This is a genomic window from Mesorhizobium montanum (assembly GCF_033977145.1).
GTDB lineage: Bacteria > Pseudomonadota > Alphaproteobacteria > Rhizobiales > Rhizobiaceae > Mesorhizobium > Mesorhizobium montanum.
The window spans coordinates 56,582-74,915 of sequence record NZ_JAVIJF010000017.1 but is presented as its reverse complement, the minus strand read 5'-3'; the positions used below and the strand labels follow the sequence as shown (position 1 = coordinate 74,915).

Sequence of the window (18,334 nt, the reverse complement as noted above, 5' to 3'; positions counted from 1 at the left end):
CTATAGTTCGGGAATCATCAGTTGGCGAGAACGATACAGCGCTCCGGCGGCAGCGAGAACGCCAGCGACGAGCCGACCGGCGGCGCTTCCGGCCAGTCGAGGCGGACACGTTGCGGGCCAAGCTCCACCGCCAGCCGCCAGCAACGGCCCTGGAAGGCGCTCGACAGCACTTTGCCCTGCAGCCGGTTTCCGGGATGCGCCTCGGCCGGCCGCGCATCCTCCGGCCGCACCACCAGCATGCCGTCGCCGGGTTTGGCGCCGGGCGTTCGCAAGCTGTCGGCGGCGACGCCCTGCACGCTGAACAGCCCGTCGCGCACGGTGCCGGGCACCACCGAAAAGCCGCCGATGAAGCCGGCGACGAAGGAATCCGCCGGCGCCTCGTAGATTGCCCGCGGCGTGTCGAACTGGGCGATGCGGCCGTCGCGCATCACGGCGATGCGATCCGAAACGGCCATGGCTTCGGCCTGGTCATGCGTCACGTAGATCACGGTCGCGGCCTCGCGCCGCACCAGCTCCATCATCTCGATGCGCATGTCCTCGCGCAGTGCCGCGTCGAGATTGCTGAGCGGCTCGTCGAACAGCATCAAGGCCGGCCGCGCCGCAAGGCAGCGGGCGATGGCGACACGCTGCTGCTGCCCGCCCGACAGCTCCGACGGGTAGCGGTCGCGATAAAGCGCGAGCCGCGTGACCTCCAGCGCATGGCCGACGCGAGCGGCGATCTCGGGTTCGGCGAGGCGCTGCGCGCGCAGCCCGAACGACAGATTGCCCGCCACCGTCATATGCGGCCACAGCGCGTAGTCCTGGAACACCATGCCGATCCGGCGCTTTTCCACCGGAAGGAAGGATCTTTCGCTCCAGACGACACGGTCGCCCAGCGTGATTGTGCCCCTGTCGGGGTCGATCAGTCCGGCGATGCCGCGCAGCAGCGTGGTCTTGCCTGACCCGCTCGGGCCGAGCAGCGAGACGACCTCGCCGGCCTTGATAGCGAGATCGAGATTGCTGAGCACGGCGCGACCACCGAGCGACTTTGAGATGCCGGCGCAATGGAGCGAGGCGGTCATGACGGCTCTCCCGACGCGGCTGCGATGCCTTGCGGCAGGCCGAAGGTGACGAAGCGCCTGAGCGGATACCAGATCAACGCCGCCGCGCCGCCGGCAACGGTCATGGCGGCAAGCGCGATCGCGCAGGCCAGCCCGTCGCGATCGTGGCTGAACAGTTTCAAGATCAGGGTCGGCGCCGGCGGACCGCTTTGCGGGATCAGCATCTGCGACATCGGCAATTCGAACACGGTGCGGATGAAGGTGAGCAGAAAGGCCGTGACGACGCTGAGCAGGATCAGCGGCAAGGTCACCGACAGGAGACGCCGGCCCGCTCCGACGCCGGAGAGGCGCGCGGCGTCGGTCAGGCTCGGCGCCAATTGGCCGATGGCCGAGAGGATGACCACCAGGCAATAGGGCAGCGCCGCCGCGACATAGCCCATTACCAGCAGCGAGCCATCGCCATAATGCGGGAACGGCCAGTCGCGGAAGCCGGGCAGCCGATTCCAGACCAGGATGTAGCCGAAGCCGAGCACGATGCCAGGTATCGCGACCGCGCCGAGCGACAGGCCAAGCACAGCGGTGCGCATGACGGCGCTCGAACGATCGAGCTGGGCGGAAAGCAGCAGAGCCAGCGTGCTGGCGATGACGGCTGTAAAGCCGGCATAAAAAAGGCTGCGCATTAGCCCGTCATTGGCGGCTGTGTTCAAGCTGAGCGCCGCGCGGAGATTGGCCAAAGTGAAATTGTCCGGCGCCAGACCGTGGCCGAGCGTGCTGGTGAGCGCCCTCACCGCGATCGCGCCGAGCGGCAAAATCAGCGCCAGGAAGGCGACCAGCACCGCCATCGCCAGAACGAGCCAGCGCCACGCGCCGAGCTGATAGTGCCGGGCCGGCCTGGCCCGTCCGGAAATCAGGTGCGGATCGGCGCGGCGGCGCAGCAGCCTGTCGGCCACGACGACGAGCACAACCAGCGCCAGCAGCACGAGCGCCTGCGCGCCGGCGGCGGGGAAGTCGACCGGATAGTCGCTTGCCGCGGCATAGATGCCATAGGTCAGCACGCCGAAGCTCGACATCCTGGCGATGGTCGAGGCCAGGCCGAAATCGGACAGCACCTCGGCGAAGGTGGCGATGAAGCTCAGCACGATCGCCGGCGCCAGCAATGGACCGTTGACGCGCAGCCAGATCCGCAGCGGTCCGGCGCCCGACAGGCGCGCCGCGTCCTCCAGCTCGCTGCCAAGTCCCGCCAGCGCGCTGCCGATGATGAATGCCGCAAGCGGGAAGAGGCTCAGCGTATGCACGAAGACCAGGCCGGCCAGTCCGAAGAAGGACGCACCGAGCGACGGTGGCAACAGGCCGAGCTGCGCCAGATAGCCGCCGGACGACATCAGCAGCACCCAGGCCAGCGCCTTCAGATAGGACGGCGTCAGGAACACAAGCCAGGGCACCAGCGACATGGCGCCGCGAAGCGGGATGTCGCAGCGCCGCACCAGCAGGGCGAAGGCGCCGCCGAGTACCGTCGTGGTGAAGGCCGCGAGCAGGCCGAGCTCGAGCGAATGCAGGATCGAGGCGGCGACGGAGGGAGAGGAGAAGACGCGGATGAGCGGTTCGGCGCTGAAGAGGCCTTGCGCGCCGTCGACAGCGAACAGCCCCGGCATGACGGCCTGCAGCAGCACGAGCGCGAGCGGCAGGCCGATCAGCAGCGCGAAGACGGCATGGACCGCCGCCGGCCCGCCCAGGCGAGCCAGCGCGGGCAGGCGCCTGCCCGCCCACCCGCTCGCGCCGATGCCGCCGGCGAGCGCCGCGGCATCGGGAGTGCGCACCATCGTCATTGTCCGGTCACTGGACGAACTTGTCCTTGTACCACTGCTTCCATTCCGTTTCGTGCGTGGAAGCCACGGTGTCATCGAGATGCGTGTAGGCGATGTTGGTCTGGCGGCCGGGCTTGGGGTTCACGCCCTTGACGATCGGAATGTAGAAGAAGTCGGTGTCGTCGCCGTTCTGCATCGCGGCCTGGCCATCGGCGCTGGTAACGAATTCGATGAACTTGCGCGCTGCATCCATATGCTGGGTCTTGGCGCTGATGCCGAGGCCCTGCGGCAGCGAGACCGAGCCTTCGCTCGGATAGACGGCGACGACCGGCTCGCCGGCGGCGATCTTGGAGAAGATGGCGCTGTCCTGGTTGATGCCGACCGAGGCGTCGCCGGTGAGCACGGCCTTGTTGACCTTGCCGCCGCTGGAGAGCCCAGAGAGCGACTTGTTGGTCAGCGTCCTGGCGAGCAGTTCCTTGCCGGCATCGACGCCATTGGTTTGGAAGAAGCCGGCAAGCCACTGATAGGCCGGGCCGGAAAGGTTCGGGTCCTTGGCGGCGACGCTGCCGGCGAAGCCCTGCAGGTCGGCCCAGGATTTCGGCATCTTGTCGGCCTTGACCTTCTTGGTGTTGACCTCGATCGCGGTCGTGCTGGTGCCGGTCGGCAGGAAAGCGTGGCTTTGCGGGATCAGCGACTTGCCGAGGTCGGTCCAGGCGATCTTGTCAAAGGCCGCGGCCGGGACCGGCTGCAGCACATGGTCGGCCGCCATGCGCTCCATCACGGCGGAGCCGTCGATCCAGACGATGTCGAATTGCGGATTGCCGCCCTCGGCGGCGATCTTGCCCAGCGTCTCGCCGGTGCTGCCGGGCTCGACGACGTCGACGGTCAGACCGGTCTTGGCCTGGAAGGCCTTGGCGACCGGAGCGGCGAAATCGAGCGCGTCGTAGAGCACCAGGTCGGCGGCGCAAGCCGGCGCGGCGATGGACAGAGCCGTCAAACTCAACGCAAGTCCAAGCGTTGTCTTTATTTTCATCTCGCTCTCCTGTTGTTCGATTAGGCAAAGTAATGCCAATTCTATATTATAACAATTTAGCTGACACTTTTATGTCAGCAGCATCGACTTCTTGCGTGTCCCACGCTTTATCCATGCCTTGTCGATCGCGCCGCGCAGGCCGCTCAGCCGGTCCAGGCTGTCGAACGCGGTCTCGCCGACCTTGGCCGCCAGGGCGATGATCATTGCCTCGATGAGCACCATGGTGCCGCCATGGGTGGCGAGATGGTCGGCCTTGCCGCGGGGCACCGGCAGCGTCGCCGCTATCCTGTCGGACACCAGCGGCCCGAGATTGTCGCTGATCAGCACCACCGGCACCTCATGCAGGCCGGCCTGGTCGAGGACGATCTCGACCTCGCGGTAAAGCGGAGCGTAGGCCATCATCAACACGGCATCGCCGCTCCCCAGCCACAGCAGGCGGTCGGCCAGAGAGACGCCGGAAACCGAGAGCGCGCTGCTCGGCAAGCCGATCCTGTTGAATTGCAGGGCCGCGTATTCGGCCATGGCGCCCGACGGGCCGATGCCGAAGACGTGACGGCGGCGGGCCGCCGCCAGTATATCGACGGCGCGGGCGAAGGCCGCTTCCATCTCGGGCCGCTTCAGCGCTTCGAGCGCGCTTTCATGCAGGCCGACGACATGGCGCAGCGCCGAGGCGCTGTCGCCGCCTGTCTCTTGCAAGGTGCGGGCAAGCCGCCTGCCCGGCGAGGCCGTGCCGGTCAGGTCCGCCAGCAGCACCTGGCGCAGCGCCGACAGGCTTTCGAAGCCGAGCGAGCGAGCGGTGCGCACCACGGTCGCATCGCTGGTGCCGGCAAGGGCGGCGATCTCGGCCGCCGACCCAAGCAGCACCGCCTGCTTCTGGCCGACGAAGAAACGCGCCATGCGCTGCTCGGCCGGCGGCAGGGTTTCCAGCGCCGTCTCGACGCGATCGTCGAAAGCGCTTTGCCTGTCTTCGGGATCGTCGGATGTCATGATGGTCGGCCATTCGCCAGGGAAGATCGTAGCAATCGCTACGGCATGGACGATCCGAAATGTTCATTACAGCCATATGACAGTGGCGAGCTTCGCAATCGCGACAGCCGGGCATCTCGGCGAACGTCTCGATACCAAGGGTGTCCGGATCCCGCGCCGATTGACGGTCTGTATCCGTTCGGTGTCCGTTGAATCGCTGCACAGCTCCGGCTATCTGCAGCAACAGAAGAATTTCGAGCGGTTCAATGGACCGCGACGAGCTGGAACGGAGCACATGAAGAAGATCGGGTTTCTGTCGTTCGGGCACTGGTCGCCCTCGCCGCAATCGGGCACCCGCTCGGGCGCCGACGCGCTCTTGCAGTCGATCGACCTCGCGGTCGCGGCCGAGGAGCTCGGCGCCGACGGCGCCTATTACCGCGTCCACCACTTTGCCAGGCAGCTCGCCTCGCCCTTCCCGCTGCTGGCCGCGGCCGGCGCCAGGACCAAGAGCATCGAGCTCGGCACCGCCGTCATCGACATGCGCTACGAGAACCCGCTCTACATGGCCGAGGACGCGGGTGCGGCCGACCTGATCGCCGGCGGGCGTTTGCAGTTGGGAATCAGCCGCGGTTCGCCCGAGCAGGTGATCGATGGCTGGCGCCATTTCGGCTACGTGCCGGAAGAGGGCAAGAGCGACGCCGACATGGCGCGCCGACACGCCGAGATCTTCCTCGACCTGTTGCGCGGCGAAGGTTTTGCGCAGCCCAACCCGCGGCCGATGTTTCCCAATCCGCCCGGCCTGCTCAGGCTCGAGCCGTTCTCGGCCGGCTTGCGCGAACGCATCTGGTGGGGCGCGGCCACCAACGCCACCGCCGTATGGGCGGCCAAGCTCGGCATGAACCTGCAGAGCTCGACGCTGAAATTCGACGAGGGCGGCCAGCCGCTGCACATCCAGCAGGCCGAGCAAATAAGAGCCTACCGCGCCGCCTGGAAGGAAGCCGGCCACGCCAGGGAGCCGCGTGTCTCGGTCAGCCGCAGCATCTTTGCGCTCGTCAACGACATGGACCGCGCCTATTTCGGCGGCAGCGAGGGCCAGGACCACTTCGGCTATATCGAGCCGGAAAAGCGCGCCGTGTTCGGCCGCACCTATGCCGCCGAGCCGGACAAACTGGTGGAACAGCTCAAGGAAGACGAGGCGATCGCCGAGGCCGACACGCTGCTGCTCACCGTGCCCAACCAGCTCGGCGTCGACTACAACGCCCATGTCATCGAAGCGATCCTGAAGCACGTCGCGCCGGCGCTGGGCTGGCGTTGAGGGTGGTTCCGCGCCGAGCTAGCCCTCTCGGCGATTGGCGAAGATGACCGAGCGCGCAATCTCCCCCTCGCGGGTCCCTTGTGGGGGAGATTGGCAGTTTCGGCGCCGGTGGCCTCGGCAACCCCGATCGCGATATTGACACCTGGCAAATCCGCGCTCTACTTTGTCACGTAATCGGTTACGCAACCGATTACTGCCTAATCAAGTGGAGGAAAGCATGAGCAAGATTTCGAATACGCACGGCCTCGATCTGGGCCAGTTCTCGCGTCGCCAATTCCTGAAGACCAGCGCGCTGGCCGCCGGCGCGCTCGCTTTGCCGCTCGGCCCGGTTCTCGCCGCCGACAAGCCGAAGGTCGGCCTGGTCATGAAGTCGCTGGCCAACGAGTTCTTCAAGCAGATGCAGGCGGGCGCGGAGGACTATGCGGCCAAGAACAAGGACAAGTTCGATTTCGCCGCCGTCGGCATGAAGGACGAGCGCGACTTCGCCGCGCAGGTCGACGCGATCGAGAACTTCATCACCCAGAACTACAACATCATCGTCGTGGCGCCGGCCGATTCGAAGGCCATGGTCACGCCGATCGCCAAGGCGCTGAAGGCCGGCATCAAGGTCATCAACATCGATGTCGCGCTCGACGAAAAAGCCAAGAAGAAGGCCGGCATCGACCTCGCCTTCTTCGGTCCGGACAACCGGGCCGGCGCCAAGCTTGCCGGCGACGCGCTCGGCAAGGTGCTGGGCAAGGGCGGCAAGGTCGTCATCCTCGAGGGCAATCCCGAGGCCGACAACGCCAAGCAGCGCAAGCTCGGCTTCGACGATTCGATAAAGGAGTACAAGCTGAAGCTGCTCGACTCCAAGACCGCGCACTGGGAGACAGAGGAGGCCAACACGCTGATGACCAACTTCCTCACTCAGCATCCGGACATCCAGGGCGTGATGGCGGCCAACGATTCGATGGCGCTCGGCGTCGTCAAGGCGATCGACGCGGCCGGCAAGTCGGGGCAGATCAAGGTCGTCGGCTTCGACAACATCCCGGCCGTCGGTCCGTTGCTCAAGGGAGGCAAGATGCTCGCCACCGTCGAGCAGTACGGCGCGAAGATGGCGGCGATGGGCATCGACTACGGGCTGCGCGAGCTTGCCGGCGAGAAATTCTCCGGCTGGGTCAAGACCGACGTCAAGCTGATCACCGCCTGAGGCGAGCCAGGGCGCCGGCACTCCCTACGGCGTTCCGCTTGTCTCACCGTCGCCGCCGGCAAGTGCCGGCGGCGATGACGGCGCGCTCGTACCGCCCTCGAGCCGAAGAGCGCAGTTCAGGATCCCGCTCAAATGGACAATGCAATTCTTTCCCTTGAAGGGGTCGGAAAGATCTTTCCCGGTGCCGTCGCGCTGAGCGGCGTGTCGCTGTCGATCGCGCGCGGCGAGACCCACATCATCCTGGGCGAGAACGGCGCCGGCAAGTCGACGCTGATCAAGTTGCTCGCCGGTATCTACCAGCCGGACTCAGGCACGATCGCTTTCAACGGCCAGCCATACCAGCCCAGGACGCCGCATGATGCGCAGCAGAGCGGCATCCGCATCGTGCATCAGGAATTGAACCTTTTGCCTTATCTCAGCATCGCCGAGAACCTGATGCTGGAAAGCCTGCCGCGCCGCGCTTTCGGCATCGTCGACCGCAAGGCGCTCAACAGCCGCGCCTTGGCGCTGCTTAAGGAAGTCGGCCTCGACATCGATCCGAGGACGCGGGTCGAGGCGCTCGGCGTGGCGCAGATGCAGCTGGTCGAGATCGCCAAGGCGCTGAGCTACGACGGCAAGCTCCTGGTGCTGGACGAGCCGACGGCGACGCTGACGCCGCCGGAGATCGAGCGGCTGTTTTCCATCATCAAGCGGCTGAAGGCCAGGGGCGTCACCATCATCTACATCTCGCACCGGCTGCACGAGGTGTTCGAGATCGGCGACCGGGTGACCGTCTTGCGCAACGGCCGGCTGGTCGCGACCCGCGATCTCCACGGCCTCGCCGTGCCCGACCTGGTGCGCATGATGATCGGCCGCGACATCGCCGACGAATATGGTTTCGATGCCGCGATCGTGCCGGGCAAGGTCGCGCTCAGCGTCGCCAATCTGAAGCGCGATGCCGCAACGCCGGAAATTTCCTTCGCCGTCCGCCATGGCGAGATCCTCGGCGTCGCCGGCCTGGTCGGCAGCGGCCGCACCGAGGCGATGCGGGCACTGTTCGGCGCCGATCCCAAGCTCGACGGCGTCGTCGAGATCGACGGCAAGCCGGTGGCGATCGCCGCGCCCAAGGACGCGGTGCGGCATGGCTTGAGCCTCCTCACCGAGGACCGCAAGGGGCAGGGCCTGCTGCTCGACATGCCGGTGGACAAGAACATCACCATCACCGACCTCGGCAAGGTCTCGCGCAAAGGGCTGCTCAACCGCCGCGCCGAGAGCGCGGCAGCAAACGATCTCGTCGGCCAGCTGCGCGTCAAGGCGAGCTCGATCGAGCAGGCGGTGCGCAATCTTTCCGGCGGCAACCAGCAGAAGGTGGTTTTGGCCAAGTGGCTGTTCCGCGGCACCTCGACGCTGATCCTCGACGAGCCGACGCGCGGCGTCGACATCGGCGCGCGGCGCGAGATCTACCAACTCTTGTGGATGCTGGCGGCGGCGCAAAAGGGCATCATCATGGTGTCGTCCGACCTGCCCGAGCTGATGGGCATGTGCCATCGCATCATCGTCTTTTCCAGGAACAAGATCGTCGGCGAGGTGTCGCGATCCGAATTCGACCAGGAGCGCATCCTGTCGCTCGCCTATCAGGAGTATGTGCGACCATGAGCGAGACGTCCGAAGCAACCGTGGCGGCGCCTGTTTCTCCCGGAAGAGCAAAGTTCCTGCGCTTTCTGGTGCGCGATGCCGGCGTGCTTCTGGCACTGGTGCTGATCACGCTGTTCTTCTCGGCCAGCGCGCCCTACTTCGCCACCTCGGGAAATGCGCTGAAGATCTTCGTGCAGATCGCCATCAACACGGTGCTGGCGGCCGGCATGACCTTCGTCATCCTGACCGGCGGCATCGATCTTTCGGTCGGCTCGGTGCTGGCGCTGTGCACCGTGGTCGGCGCGACGGTCATGATCAATGAGAGCCTGTCGCCGGCCGTCGCGATCACGCTGGCGCTGCTCGCATGCATGGCGACGGGCGCTGCCTGCGGCTTCCTCAATGGCTGGATTTCGACGCGCTGGAAGATCCCGTCCTTCATCGTCACGCTCGGCATGCTCAACATGGCCGCGGGCGCGGCCCGCGTCGTCAGCGACAATTCGACCATCACCGGCCTGCCGCAGAATTTCGTCGATTTCGGCAATCTGATCATCGGCGGCTTCCTGCCGTCGATCTTCCTGGTCGCGGTGCTGGTGATCGCGGCCGGCTGGTTCGTGCTGCGCTTCACCGTCTTCGGCCGCATGATCTTCGCCGTCGGCACCAATGACGAGGCAGTGCGGCTGTCGGGCCACAATCCGGACTTCTACAAGGTCGCCGCTTTCACCATCAGCGGGCTCACCGCCGGCATCGCTGCCATGGTCTACCTCTTGCGCCTCAACATCGGCAGCCCGATCGCCGGCGTCGGCTACGAACTCAACGCCATTGCCGCCGTCATCATCGGCGGCACCAGCCTCAGCGGCGGCAAGGGCTCGATCATCGGCACGCTGGTCGGCGCCTGTATCCTGCAGGTGCTCTCCACCGGATTGCAGCTGCTCGGCGTCGGCGACAATTTCAAACCCATCGTAATCGGCCTTGTCATCGTGCTCGCGGTCATCCTAGACGCGTACCGGGAGAGGCTGTTGCGGAAGATTCGCTGAGCATTCCGGGAGAACGCCCGGAGTTGCGAGGAAAATGTAGGAGCAGTCGGGGACCAGGGCCATGACGACGATTGCCGATGTCGCGCGCTATGCGGGGGTGTCCGTCGCAACCGTTTCGCATGTGATGAACCATACGCGCCATGTCGAGCCGGAGACGGCCGAGCGCGTGCGCGTCGCGATCACGGCGCTCCGCTACAGCCCGAACTCGGTGGCGAGGAGCCTGCGGCGCGGCGAAACCAAGACCATCGGCCTGCTTCTGCCCGACAACTCCAACCCGTTCTTCGCCAGCGTCGCCCGGCAGATCGAGGATGCCGGCTTCGTTTCCGGTTACACGGTGATTCTTTGCAACTCCGACGGCAATGCCGAGAAGGAGGAGCGCTATCTCTCGGTGCTGATGGCCAAGCAGATCGACGGGCTGATCTTCGCCGGCTCGTCCGACCATGCGCGGGTCTTCGCCCGCCTCTTGCCCAATATGCCGGCGGTGCTGCTCGACCGCGAGATCCAGTCGGTCAATGTCGATTCGGTGCTGGTCGACCATGACCATGGCGGCTATCTCGCCGGCAAATATCTGGTCGGGCTCGGGCATCGAAAGATCGGCGTCATCGGCGGCCCGCGCGATTCGAGCTCCAGCCCGGCCCGCCTGCGCGGTTTTGTCCGCGCGCTTGGCGAGGCAGGCATCGAGCTGCCGGCGTCATCGATCGTCGATTCCGACTATCATTTCGCCGGCGGCCGGCTGGCGATGGAACAGCTGATGGCGCAGGCGCCGGACATCACGGCGGTGTTCGCCTGCAACGATTTGATGGCCATGGGCGCGATCACCGCGTTGCGCACGCGCGGATTGCGGGTTCCCGACGACATCTCGATGGTCGGCTTCGACGACATCCCCTATGCCATCACGACCTGGCCGCCGCTGACGACGATCGCGCAGCCGGTGGAAAAGATCGGCACGCGCGCGGTGAGCCTGCTGCTCGAGCGCCTTGGCGAGCCGGAAGCGCCTTCGCGCCGCGAGGTGCTGGCGCCGCGTCTGGTCGAGCGGGAAAGCTGCGCACCCCGATCCTGAGCCACGGCTCCACTCACGGTTTGAGGGCGAGGAGCGAGATGCTCTTCACACCGAACTTCCTGCTAGCGTTGCGGGCGTTGTCGGAAATGAACTGGTAGGCCGGGTTCTCCTGAACCTTTGCGATACTCAATCCGGACGCCGCAATCTGCGAACAGTAGCTATCCTGCTGCGCAGCGCCGCCGATGCAGGCCGCCCAGAGAGTCGAGTTGCAGAAAATCGTCTCGGGCAGCTGCACTTCGGTGACGATGTCGGAAATTGCCAATCGGCCCCTGGATTTGAGCAGGCGTGACGCCTCGCGAAAAACGGCGCTCTTGTCCGTCGCCAGGTTGATCACCCCGTTGCTGATGACGATGTCGGCCGAAGCGTCAGGCAGGGGCACGTTTTCGATGTAGCCCTTTACATAAGTCACGTTGTTGAAGCCGCCGCGGTCGCGCAGCCGCTCCGCCTTCGAGCGCTGCTCATCCGTCATGTCGATCCCGACCACGGTGCCATGCGGCCCTACCTTGAGCGCTGCAACGAACGTATCCATGCCGGATCCGCTGCCGAGGTCGACAACGGTCTCGCCGGGTCTCGGATCGGCAAGATCGAAGTGGTAGCCAACCCCGGCGAAAGATTCGATTGCCTCGGCCGGAATGCGGTCGAGATCAGCGGGCGGATAACCGATGCGTTCCGCCAGAGCCCGCCCCATCTCGAAATGGAATTCGCCGCGCGGGTTTTCCGCGACGCTGCGGTACATTGCCTTGACCTTGGCTTCCAGCTCGCTCGGATCGAATGCAGCCAATGTAGTCATGATGGACCTCCCGACGACGCTGACGCGGTAGCCTCAGAAGCTGAGTGTTGCCGCTCCATCCTTGATGAGTTCGTGCATCTTGCTGGCGCCGGTGATCTCGACACCGGCGACGAGATCATCCTGTGTGTAGCCTCTTGCCTTCACGCAAGGTGTGCAGGCCCACAGATTGCCGCCGCGGGCCAGAAAATCCTTGATCAGCGCGGCCAGGGGCTCAAGCGGATGCACCACCAGATTTTCGACGGCCCGCTTGCGGACTAGGTCGACGGCGGCGCTGGTCAGGAATACCGAGACCTTGAGGCCGGCGGTTATGCCGCCGTTGGCAATGGTGAAGGCGACGGAAGACAATTCGTGATCGGCTCCCTGCGTGACAACCACCACGAGGTTGCGTGTGGACTGTGCCATGATTTGCGCTCCTTGCTCCCAAGCGGCGGGCCCGACGGGCAGGCCGCAAAGCCGGCGGCTATTTCCCACCATCAACAGGCTGCGCATGGCGGGAAAAAATGTTAGTTTTCATAATACTGGCCGAGGCGCCGGCGGGTAATGACCGCAACGCCGAATTCGTTGCTCGATCCTCTTGCTCGATCCTTTTGGGGAGGCTGGCGGTGAACGTATTGTTGGATGTCTTGCGGACGCTGCGCCTCTCAGGCGGCATCTTCCTCGATTGCGAATTCAGCGCACCCTGGTGCGTCACCGCGACGGCAATCGGGCCGAACGAAGTCGGCCTGCTGCAGATGCCCTTGCCGGCCCATGTGATCGCCTATCACTACGTCAAGGAAGGGTGCGTGTTCCTGCAGATTGCCAACGAGGAACCGGTTGCGGTCAAAGCCGGAGAGATCATCGTCTTTCCCGCCAATGACGGGCATCGGCTTGGCAGCGATCTGAACGTCGAGGCGGTCAATGCCAAGGGGCTCGTCGAGCCTCCCGCGAACGGCAGCATAGGCGGATCACCTATGGCGGCGGCGGCGAACGCACGCACATCATGTGCGGCTTCCTCGGTACCGATGCCCCGAACGATCCGGTGATCAAAGCCTTGCCGAGCCTGCTCAAGCTTGCGGTTTCGGAAGCAGATTCCGCCGACTGGATCGAGACATCGCTTCGGTTTGCCGCGCGGGAAATGGCGGCCGGGCGGAAAGGCTCGCTGCCGCTGCTCGCTCAGCTCGCCGAATGCTTGTTCATCGAGGCGGTCCGCCGCTATATCGAATCGATACAGCCGCATGAACGCGGCTGGCTTGCCGGATTCGCCGATCCCGTGATCGGAGAGGCCGTCAATCTGCTTCACGCCAAAAGGGACCATCACTGGACGGTCGATGAGCTGGCGAGTCAGCTCGGCCTTTCGCGCTCGGCATTTGCCGAACGGTTCGCACGCATCATGGGCGAGCCTCCCATGCGCTATTTCGGCAGGCAGCGCCTGCGTTTTGCCGCGCAGCAGCTGCGCGGCTCGCACGAAACCGTCGCCCGGATCGGGTTTCAGGCAGGCTACGAATCCGAGGCCGCGTTCAACCGGGCGTTCAAGCGCGAATTCGGCATTGCATCGGCAGCCTGGCGAATCCGGTCGGCGGCCAGTCCCCTATAGGACCGATGTCCGCATGCCGATCCCGGGCGGCCAGCTTTTCCTGGAATTGCTTAGAGCAATTCCAGGAAAAGTGTGAGCGGTTGGACTCGGCGACTTCGCCGTAGCCTTCCGTCCGGAATTGCGTAAAAACAAGGAGATAGAGCGGTTCGCCGTTTCCCGTGAAACGGTGAAACGCTCTAGGCAGCCGGCTGCATGGCGGCCCTGAGCAGCATGCCGAACAGGTCGCGCGGCTCGTCGGGGTCGGCGAGCAGGTCGAGCTCCTCATAAAGGCCGGTGGCCTGAAGCTGGTCGCGGACATAGCGCAGCGCCGAAAAATCCTCGGTGGCGAAGCCGACGGAATCGAACAGCGTGATCTGTTCCGGCGCCCTGCGGCCAGGCGCCTGGCCGGTCATCACCTGCCACAGTTCGGTCACCGGATGGTCGGCGTCAAGCTGCTGGATCTCGCCTTCGGTGCGCGTCTGCGGCGGGAACTCGACGAAGATGTCGGAGCGCAGCAGGATGTCGCGATGCAGCTCCGTCTTGCCGGGGCAGTCGCCGCCGACGGCGTTGATGTGAACGCCGGAGCCGACCATGTTGTCGGTGAGGATGGTTGCGTACTGCTTGTCGGCGGTCACCGTGGTGATGATGTCGACGCCTTCCACGGCATCCTGTCCGGTCGAGCAGATGGTGATGTCGAACCCCTTGGCCGCGAGATTGCGGGCGCATTTCTCCGAGGCGGAGCGGTCGATGTCGTAGAGCCGCAGCCGGTCGATGCCGATGAGCGCCTTGAAGGCGATGGCCTGGAATTCGGACTGGGCGCCGTTGCCGATGATGGCCATGGCGCGCGAGCCCTTGGGCGCCAGGTATTTGGCCACGAGCGCGGACGTGGCCGCGGTGCGCAGTGCCGTCAGGATCGTCATTTCGGTCAACAGCATCGGATAGCCGGAGCCGACATCGGCCAGCACGCCGAAGGCGGTGACCGTCTGGCGGCCCTCGCGCATGTTCTTCGGATGGCCGTTCACATATTTGAAGCCGTAGAGCCGGCCGTCGCTGGTCGGCATCAGCTCGATGACGCCGTCATGGCTGTGCGAGGCGATGCGCGGCGTCTTGTCGAACAGCTCCCAGCGGCGGAAATCCTCCTCGATATAGGCGGCGAGCTCGGTGAGGAAGCGCTCGACGCCGATGGCGAGCACCAGCTTCATCATCCGGTCGACGCTGACGAAAGGGACGATGGCAAGGCGCGAAGGCTGGGTCATGGTCAGAGGCTCCCGGAATGGCTGCGGGTCGGACGGTCCATGATGCGGCGGCCCATCAGGCTGGCGGTGAGGTCGACCATCAGGGTCGCGGTGCGGCCGCGCTCGTCGAGGAACGGGTTCAGCTCGACGAGGTCGAGGCTGGAGACCAGGCCGCTATCGGACAGCATCTCCATCACCAGATGCGCCTCGCGGAAGGTGGCGCCGCCGGGCACGGTGGTGCCGACGGCAGGGGCGATCGAAGGGTCGAGGAAATCGACGTCGAGGCTGACATGTAAGAGCCCGTTCTCCTTCTCGACGCGGGCCAGGAAGGCGCGCAGCAGCGGCGCGATGCCGTGTTCGTCGATGGCGCGCATGTCGTGCACGGTGACGTCGGCTTCAGTGATCGCACGGCGCTCGGCCGGATCGACGCTGCGCAGGCCGATGGCGCAGATGCGGGCCGGGTCGACGGCTTCAGGCAGATCCGGGAAATAGCCCTTGAAACCCGCCTGCCCGCTGGCATAGGCGAGCGGCACGCCATGCAGATTGCCGCTGGTGGTGGTGTCGAGCGTGTGGAAATCGGGATGCGCGTCGAGCCACAGCACGAAAAGCGGCCGGCCGCGCTCGGCGGCGCGGCGCGCCACGCCGGAGACGGTTCCGGCGGAGATCGAGTGGTCGCCGCCAAGGAAGATCGGCATGGCGTCGCGCGAAGCCGCATAGGCGGTCTCGGCGATCACGGCGGTCCAGGCGGAAATCTCCGGCAGCGCCTTTAGCGCGAGGTTGCCATGGGCCACCGGGCGCGCCACGGCCTTCTCGACCGCGCCCCAGTCCTCGACCTCGTGGCCGAGCTCGGCCAGCACCGAGACCAGCCCCGCCGTGCGCAGCGCGCTCGGCCCCATTTCACATCCCATCCTGCCCGCGCCGTCCTGTACCGGCGCGCCGACGATCCTGCAGCGCATGATTCTTTGGCCCTAGTGAATATCGAGGGATTGGCTCATCGGCAGCTGGCGGTTTGAACAGCGAAAATTGGCATTTCGAGAAGGCTGATCTATCATAATGGGCAGATGATTTGATCGAAATGGACAGGAATGGACACTCTTGACGAGAAGCTGGTGACGCTGTTGAGGCATAATGCGCGGCGCAGCGTATCCGATCTCGCCATCGACCTCGGCGTGTCGCGCGCCACGGTAAGGTCGCGCATGGAGCGGCTGGAGAAATCCGGCGAGATCATCGGCTACACGGTGGTGCTGCGCGCCGACGCGGTCGATCAGAAGATACGCGGCGTGATGACGATCGAGATCGAGGGCCATGCCGCCGACCGCGTCGTCAAAGCGCTCGGCGGTCTCGCCGAGGTCTCGACCATCCACACCACCAACGGCCGCTGGGACCTGGTGGTCGAGCTCGGCACCGCCACGCTCACCGACTTCGACGCGGTGCTGCGGCGAATAAGGCTGATCCCGGGGATAACGGGCAGCGAGACGAGCTTGCTGCTGGCGACGCCGCGGACGACAAGGGCGCGGCTGGGGTAGTCGCACAATCAGCCTGGCAGGCCGGTCAGCCTCGGTGACATCACAGCTTCGTGAGGCTCAGGACGATCGGCCGACGAAAAGCGTTTGTAGCAGCACGATGTCCGACTCGCCGGGTGCTCCAAAGACCCGAGCGCCCTCCTGAACCCAATGCTTTTAGGAGTACACGATGAAACATCTCCTCACGCCAATAGTGGCCGGCTTGTTCATAGCCTCCACCGGCATGGCCCTGGCCACCGATGTCCACTCCGTAACCGGCACGAAAGGTCAGCCGAGCCAAACCATCGGGACCCCCGAGACAGGGGACGCCACGCCGGGCCACGCCGCCTCTGCTCCGGGTTCGGCGTTCAACCCGGATGGCAACGCGGGAACACATTACGCAGGCGAGCAGCCGCAGAACTCGAAGAATCCGAAGAGCGTATCGCAGTATGACGTCGCCGGCTTCCAGCAGTCCCACAATCACTAGGCGACGGGCATTAAGCGGCGGGATTGCACATACCAGGTCGTCGCCGGGTCACAGGTTCGCTACGACCTCAACCGAAGGCCGGAGCAAATCGGCCCATGGATGCGACGCGGCTCTCGACCTTTTTTTGTCGGCTGCGGTCCCCTCCCGCCCGAAACACGAAAAGCCGCGGAGAACCGCGGCTTTTTCGAACATCGATCCCGAAAGGGAAACTGGAGCGGGTGAGGCGATCCAATTATGGACGGAAGGCTACGGCGAAGTCGCCGAACCCAACCGCTGCGCACTTTTCCTGGAATTGTTCGCGTCGTCAGGCGACGCTGGCGAATGGGGCTGACGAGGTAACCTGCTCGATAATTCCTGCATTAGCCTGGTCGGCGAGTTGCTCGGCTTCGCCTCGCGTCAGCCCGATCAGAAGCCATCCTCCTATCTCCGCCGGGAGATCGTAAACCAGATCACAAACGAGCCAGTCGTCACATGGATCCTGCATCGCTGCGAACCTCATCGGCGCTCCTAAAAGCACGTCGCGATGAAACGGATTCAGGCGGCGCGCTTTAAGTTTTTGTTTTGATGCATGTCGTTATCCCAAAACCGCTGCGCACTTTTGGGCAACATGCATTGAGCGGTTCACCGTTTCACGGAACCGGCGGACCGCTCCATCTCCTTGTTTTAACGCAATTCCGGACGGGAAACCGCTCGCACTTTCCCTGGAATTGCTCCAGTTCAGCGCAGCCAAATCTCCGCCGAGGGCCGATTGTTCCAGCTGATCGATAAAATCTCGCGGAGCCTCCGCGCCGTCCTGTGAAGACCACGACACATCAAGGCTGTGGGCGATGGCCCGCAGGCGCTGGACCCCGGGCATTCCGCCGACTATGGAAAGTGTATCACAAAAGCGTGACAACAGGGGCTCGAGTCGCGTGAAAGTCAGATACGTCGCCGGCATGAGCTGGCCGCGGAGTGGGCATCATCTGATGCATCGTCTTGCGCTCGCCTATTTCGGCGGCGACTTCAAATACTGCCTGTTCTACCCGAAGGATCCAGCCTGCTGCGGCAGCGCGCCGTGCACGCGCCCGGGCATGAACTTTACAAAGAACCACGACTTCGACCTGTCCGTTCCGATCTTGCCGGACGTGCCCTATCTGATCCAGTACCGATCGCTCACCCCGGCGACGATCTCGGACTTCGAGCTGTATCTGCTGGACGGCGGAGCAGACACGAAGGAAAGCTTCCAACAGTTCGCGCGCATCCGGGCCGAGGGCTGGGCTGCGTTCATGGCCAAGTGGGTGGACAATCCGGCCAGTTTCGAGCGCCTCCTGGTGGGCTACGAGGATCTGGTGACGGATCCGCACCGCGCCTTCGGCGCAGCCGTGCGGTTCTTCGCGCCGGGCACGAAGCCGGATCAAGAGCGGCTGGCGCGGGTCATACAGGGCCAAACCCACGTTGCCGTCACCAGGCAGGAAGGCGAAAAGTGGACGGCAAAGGCCGGTGTGAAAGCGTTTCGCACGGTGGAAGCATTCCGCTTCCATGATGCCGGCTTCTTCAGCGAGCTCGAAGGCTTTGCGCAGGAAAAGCGGCGCAGCCTCGCCGTAGCGCCGGTGGAAGGACCGGCAAGAGGCATGGCCAAGCGCGCCCTCGAAGGGCTTGCCCGCTCGGCCCGGCTGGTCGGGCTTGGCCGCTAGGGCGCGTCGCGATGAAACGGATTCAGGCGACGCGCTTTA

At 64.9% G+C, this 18,334-nt stretch carries 18 protein-coding genes and 1 pseudogene; 10 read left to right on the top strand and 9 right to left on the bottom strand.

What is annotated here, in order from left to right; all coding sequences use genetic code 11:
* Positions 1-17: 17 nt before the first annotated feature.
* From RFM68_RS22490 to RFM68_RS22475, 4 genes are all read right to left on the bottom strand, one after another.
* A complete protein-coding gene (locus RFM68_RS22490; protein ID WP_320235210.1) occupies positions 18-1,061 on the bottom strand; it encodes an ABC transporter ATP-binding protein in 1,044 nt (347 codons plus the stop codon).
* Positions 1,058-2,860 (bottom strand): ABC transporter permease, encoded by a 1,803-nt coding sequence (locus tag RFM68_RS22485; RefSeq protein WP_320235209.1) that lies wholly within the window; start codon positions 2,858-2,860, stop codon positions 1,058-1,060. The genes RFM68_RS22490 and RFM68_RS22485 overlap by 4 nt, the downstream gene beginning before the upstream one ends.
* Positions 2,861-2,873: 13 nt before the next feature.
* Entirely contained in the window at positions 2,874-3,878 is a 1,005-nt protein-coding gene (locus RFM68_RS22480; protein ID WP_320235208.1) for an ABC transporter substrate-binding protein, read from the bottom strand.
* A 69-nt stretch (positions 3,879-3,947) separates the two neighbouring features.
* Positions 3,948-4,865: a MurR/RpiR family transcriptional regulator gene (locus RFM68_RS22475; RefSeq protein ID WP_320235207.1), complete on the bottom strand. Its 918-nt coding sequence runs from the start codon at positions 4,863-4,865 to the stop codon at positions 3,948-3,950.
* Between the two features lie 274 nt (positions 4,866-5,139).
* On the opposite strand from RFM68_RS22475, the gene RFM68_RS22470 reads away from it, so the two are divergent.
* The 5 genes from RFM68_RS22470 (at position 5,140) to RFM68_RS22450 (ending at position 11,056) form a co-directional block, all read left to right on the top strand.
* Positions 5,140-6,159: an LLM class flavin-dependent oxidoreductase gene (locus RFM68_RS22470; RefSeq protein ID WP_320235206.1), complete on the top strand. Its 1,020-nt coding sequence runs from the start codon at positions 5,140-5,142 to the stop codon at positions 6,157-6,159.
* 217 nt (positions 6,160-6,376) lie between these two features.
* Entirely contained in the window at positions 6,377-7,348 is a 972-nt protein-coding gene (locus RFM68_RS22465; RefSeq protein ID WP_320235205.1) for a sugar ABC transporter substrate-binding protein, read from the top strand.
* Between the two features lie 132 nt (positions 7,349-7,480).
* Complete coding sequence (locus RFM68_RS22460; protein WP_320235204.1) at positions 7,481-8,983, top strand: sugar ABC transporter ATP-binding protein; 1,503 nt, start codon at positions 7,481-7,483, stop codon at positions 8,981-8,983.
* Positions 8,980-9,996: an ABC transporter permease gene (locus RFM68_RS22455; protein WP_320235203.1), complete on the top strand. Its 1,017-nt coding sequence runs from the start codon at positions 8,980-8,982 to the stop codon at positions 9,994-9,996. Before RFM68_RS22460 ends, RFM68_RS22455 begins: the two co-directional genes overlap by 4 nt.
* 61 nt (positions 9,997-10,057) lie before the next feature.
* Entirely contained in the window at positions 10,058-11,056 is a 999-nt protein-coding gene (locus RFM68_RS22450; RefSeq protein WP_320235202.1) for a LacI family DNA-binding transcriptional regulator, read from the top strand.
* Between the two features lie 13 nt (positions 11,057-11,069).
* Here the strand turns inward: RFM68_RS22450 and RFM68_RS22445 are convergent, their stop codons facing one another.
* Entirely contained in the window at positions 11,070-11,792 is a 723-nt protein-coding gene (locus tag RFM68_RS22445; protein WP_320235201.1) for a methyltransferase domain-containing protein, read from the bottom strand.
* 87 nt (positions 11,793-11,879) lie between these two features.
* Positions 11,880-12,248 (bottom strand): DsrE family protein, encoded by a 369-nt coding sequence (locus RFM68_RS22440; RefSeq protein WP_320235200.1) that lies wholly within the window; start codon positions 12,246-12,248, stop codon positions 11,880-11,882.
* Positions 12,249-12,346: 98 nt separating this feature from the next.
* On the opposite strand from RFM68_RS22440, the pseudogene RFM68_RS22435 reads away from it, so the two are divergent.
* Positions 12,347-12,987 (top strand): annotated as a pseudogene (locus RFM68_RS22435) (cupin domain-containing protein); the annotation flags it as partial.
* On the top strand, positions 12,961-13,419 hold the full coding sequence (locus RFM68_RS22430; RefSeq protein ID WP_430694910.1) for a helix-turn-helix transcriptional regulator: 459 nt from the start codon (positions 12,961-12,963) through the stop codon (positions 13,417-13,419). The pseudogene RFM68_RS22435 and the gene RFM68_RS22430, both read left to right, overlap by 27 nt.
* Before the next feature lie 176 nt (positions 13,420-13,595).
* Here RFM68_RS22430 and ocd read toward each other — a convergent pair whose 3' ends face one another.
* Together ocd and rocF are read right to left on the bottom strand one after the other, a co-directional pair.
* A complete protein-coding gene (gene ocd, locus RFM68_RS22425; protein ID WP_320235198.1) occupies positions 13,596-14,654 on the bottom strand; it encodes an ornithine cyclodeaminase in 1,059 nt (352 codons plus the stop codon).
* Positions 14,655-14,656: 2 nt separating this feature from the next.
* Positions 14,657-15,589 carry an arginase gene (gene rocF, locus RFM68_RS22420; protein WP_320235197.1) on the bottom strand — a complete coding sequence of 311 codons (933 nt, stop codon included), beginning with the start codon at positions 15,587-15,589 and terminating at the stop codon, positions 14,657-14,659.
* Positions 15,590-15,718: 129 nt separating this feature from the next.
* On the opposite strand from rocF, the gene RFM68_RS22415 reads away from it, so the two are divergent.
* Together RFM68_RS22415 and RFM68_RS22410 are read left to right on the top strand one after the other, a co-directional pair.
* On the top strand, positions 15,719-16,159 hold the full coding sequence (locus RFM68_RS22415; RefSeq protein WP_320235196.1) for an Lrp/AsnC family transcriptional regulator: 441 nt from the start codon (positions 15,719-15,721) through the stop codon (positions 16,157-16,159).
* Between the two features lie 166 nt (positions 16,160-16,325).
* Positions 16,326-16,622 carry an adenylate cyclase gene (locus RFM68_RS22410; RefSeq protein WP_320235195.1) on the top strand — a complete coding sequence of 99 codons (297 nt, stop codon included), beginning with the start codon at positions 16,326-16,328 and terminating at the stop codon, positions 16,620-16,622.
* A 304-nt stretch (positions 16,623-16,926) separates the two neighbouring features.
* Here RFM68_RS22410 and RFM68_RS22405 read toward each other — a convergent pair whose 3' ends face one another.
* Positions 16,927-17,121, bottom strand: a complete 195-nt coding sequence (locus RFM68_RS22405) for a hypothetical protein (protein WP_320235194.1) — start codon at positions 17,119-17,121, stop codon at positions 16,927-16,929.
* Positions 17,122-17,449: 328 nt separating this feature from the next.
* Between RFM68_RS22405 and RFM68_RS22400 the strand changes: the two genes are divergently transcribed.
* Positions 17,450-18,295, top strand: a complete 846-nt coding sequence (locus tag RFM68_RS22400; protein WP_320235193.1) for a hypothetical protein — start codon at positions 17,450-17,452, stop codon at positions 18,293-18,295.
* Positions 18,296-18,334 lie beyond the last annotated feature (39 nt).

Bases quoted from the DNA above. Each gene is read 5' to 3' on its own strand.
- RFM68_RS22490 (WP_320235210.1), bottom strand. From the start codon at position 1,061: ATGACCGCCTCGCTCCATTGCGCCGGCATCTCAAAGTCGCTCGGTGGT.
- RFM68_RS22485 (WP_320235209.1), bottom strand. From the start codon at position 2,860: ATGGTGCGCACTCCCGATGCCGCGGCGCTCGCCGGCGGCATCGGCGCG.
- RFM68_RS22480 (WP_320235208.1), bottom strand. From the start codon at position 3,878: ATGAAAATAAAGACAACGCTTGGACTTGCGTTGAGTTTGACGGCTCTG.
- RFM68_RS22475 (WP_320235207.1), bottom strand. From the start codon at position 4,865: ATGACATCCGACGATCCCGAAGACAGGCAAAGCGCTTTCGACGATCGC.
- RFM68_RS22470 (WP_320235206.1), top strand. From the start codon at position 5,140: ATGAAGAAGATCGGGTTTCTGTCGTTCGGGCACTGGTCGCCCTCGCCG.
- RFM68_RS22465 (WP_320235205.1), top strand. From the start codon at position 6,377: ATGAGCAAGATTTCGAATACGCACGGCCTCGATCTGGGCCAGTTCTCG.
- RFM68_RS22460 (WP_320235204.1), top strand. From the start codon at position 7,481: ATGGACAATGCAATTCTTTCCCTTGAAGGGGTCGGAAAGATCTTTCCC.
- RFM68_RS22455 (WP_320235203.1), top strand. From the start codon at position 8,980: ATGAGCGAGACGTCCGAAGCAACCGTGGCGGCGCCTGTTTCTCCCGGA.
- RFM68_RS22450 (WP_320235202.1), top strand. From the start codon at position 10,058: ATGACGACGATTGCCGATGTCGCGCGCTATGCGGGGGTGTCCGTCGCA.
- RFM68_RS22445 (WP_320235201.1), bottom strand. From the start codon at position 11,792: ATGTACCGCAGCGTCGCGGAAAACCCGCGCGGCGAATTCCATTTCGAG.
- RFM68_RS22440 (WP_320235200.1), bottom strand. From the start codon at position 12,248: ATGGCACAGTCCACACGCAACCTCGTGGTGGTTGTCACGCAGGGAGCC.
- RFM68_RS22430 (WP_430694910.1), top strand. From the start codon at position 12,961: ATGGCGGCCGGGCGGAAAGGCTCGCTGCCGCTGCTCGCTCAGCTCGCC.
- ocd (WP_320235198.1), bottom strand. From the start codon at position 14,654: ATGACCCAGCCTTCGCGCCTTGCCATCGTCCCTTTCGTCAGCGTCGAC.
- rocF (WP_320235197.1), bottom strand. From the start codon at position 15,589: ATGCGCTGCAGGATCGTCGGCGCGCCGGTACAGGACGGCGCGGGCAGG.
- RFM68_RS22415 (WP_320235196.1), top strand. From the start codon at position 15,719: ATGGACACTCTTGACGAGAAGCTGGTGACGCTGTTGAGGCATAATGCG.
- RFM68_RS22410 (WP_320235195.1), top strand. From the start codon at position 16,326: ATGAAACATCTCCTCACGCCAATAGTGGCCGGCTTGTTCATAGCCTCC.
- RFM68_RS22405 (WP_320235194.1), bottom strand. From the start codon at position 17,121: ATGAGGTTCGCAGCGATGCAGGATCCATGTGACGACTGGCTCGTTTGT.
- RFM68_RS22400 (WP_320235193.1), top strand. From the start codon at position 17,450: ATGGCCCGCAGGCGCTGGACCCCGGGCATTCCGCCGACTATGGAAAGT.